Origin of the sequence: Mesorhizobium sp. M7A.F.Ca.US.006.04.2.1, from assembly GCF_004022915.1 — a bacterium.
GTDB classification, from domain to species: Bacteria; Pseudomonadota; Alphaproteobacteria; order Rhizobiales; family Rhizobiaceae; genus Mesorhizobium; species Mesorhizobium ciceri.
Map to the genome: position 1 here is coordinate 1 of NZ_RZQA01001200.1, position 1416 is coordinate 1416.

The 1416-nt window shown below is 60.5% G+C and carries 3 protein-coding genes; 2 read left to right on the top strand and 1 reads right to left on the bottom strand.

The window, feature by feature from the left end; genetic code table 11:
• Window positions 1–389 (top strand): TCP-1/cpn60 chaperonin family protein (locus tag EN925_RS35780; RefSeq protein ID WP_281040694.1); only part of this gene is annotated, 389 nt, incomplete at its 5' end.
• 23 nt (window positions 390–412) lie between these two features.
• Window positions 413–865, top strand: a complete 453-nt coding sequence (locus EN925_RS41215) for a hypothetical protein (RefSeq protein ID WP_245460988.1) — start codon at window positions 413–415, stop codon at window positions 863–865.
• Window positions 866–1009: 144 nt separating this feature from the next.
• Here EN925_RS41215 and EN925_RS35795 read toward each other — a convergent pair.
• Window positions 1010–1416 (bottom strand): hypothetical protein (locus tag EN925_RS35795; protein ID WP_164894660.1); only part of this gene is annotated, 407 nt, incomplete at its 5' end.

Genomic DNA, 1416 nt, shown 5'->3' on the forward strand with positions numbered 1-1416 from the left:
TCGCTCTGCTGCGTGCCCGCTCGGCGCTTGGCGGCCTGACCGGCGCCAATGCCGATGTCACGGCCGGCATCACGATCGTGCTGCGGGCGCTCGAAGCGCCGATCCGCCAGATCGCCGAGAATTCCGGCGTCGAAGGCTCAATCGTCGTCGGCAAGCTCACCGACAGCAAGGACCACAATCAGGGTTTTGACGCCCAGAACGAGGTCTATGTCGACATGATCAAGGCAGGCATCGTCGATCCGGCGAAAGTGGTGCGCACCGCACTCCAGGATGCCGGTTCGATCGCAGCCCTTCTGATCACCGCCGAAGCGATGATTACCGACGTTCCGGCCAAGGATGCAGCACCTGCGGGTGGCGGCGGTGGCGGCATGGGCGGAATGGGATACTGAGGACCTGGCGCCAGGAGAAAGCCATGCGTGAACCGACACTGCTTCCGGTATTCCGCACGCTTGGGGTCAAGCCGCCGGTCGCCGTTGCGGCGACGCCGGCCAGATCCAGCAGCATGAAGAACGTGGTTGCCAGCATTCGGGAGGGGCTCGCTTCACAGGGCGAGCCTGGTTTCGAAGCTGGGCGTGGCCCTGTGGACAGTCGTTGTGCTGGCGGCAGTGTTTTTCATTGTGCACGCCTGAACCGCTCGGTGGCGGGCGAGAACCAAGAGGACTCGGAATATGGCAACCGCTACGCGCTTCGGATGGACCATCCGGACAGCTGGACCATTTTCGACGTCTTCACCGGCCAGCCCGCCGAGTCCGGCCACAAGGTCATGGTCGGAGTTAATGCTGGTGAAGCGGACGAGATGGTCAGACGGTTGAACGATCAGGACGCCAAGCGGCGGGACGAGGCCGACCCGACTGACCTGTGCTGACAAACCGGCAAGCTGCTGGAATGATTCGCTAACCAGCTGTGGGTGTGTACAGTCGCATTGTCGCCGGCCGGGACATCGGTACCGGCGCTTGAGAGCGACCATCGCTTTCCCGCCCCTCGATGGGAGCCGCATTATGGACAACGATCATTCGGCCGATGCTATTTCAACTTTTGACTGCAATATTCTGCGCGACGCGTTCACAACTCGGTCATTGAAAAGCAGATCCCCGAGGATCAGTTGCAGGCCTACGCTGTGCTTTTGATCCGCGACTCGGCAACTCCGATTTTGGTTCAGCACTGCTGGCCTGGATCGTAAAGAAATTAACTTTGTCGCCGTGCCTAACTTGCCGGAGCGGACATCTGCTCGGCGCTCGCTTTCATTTTTGCCTGAAAGGATAATGAGCATGAGATACATGAAAACTCCGGACGCTCCGGTCGTAACGATGGAGCCAATCGTCGAGGCCGCAAAAGTCCTATCGAAGCGGCTGACGATCAGAAGCGACGAAGCCGCAAGACGAAAGATCGCCGACACCGACGGCACGATGCGGCGGG

What these genes read in the sequence shown, in the direction of transcription:
- EN925_RS41215 (WP_245460988.1), top strand. Translation starts at nt 413, where the DNA reads ATGCGTGAACCGACACTGCTTCCGGTATTCCGCACGCTTGGGGTCAAG.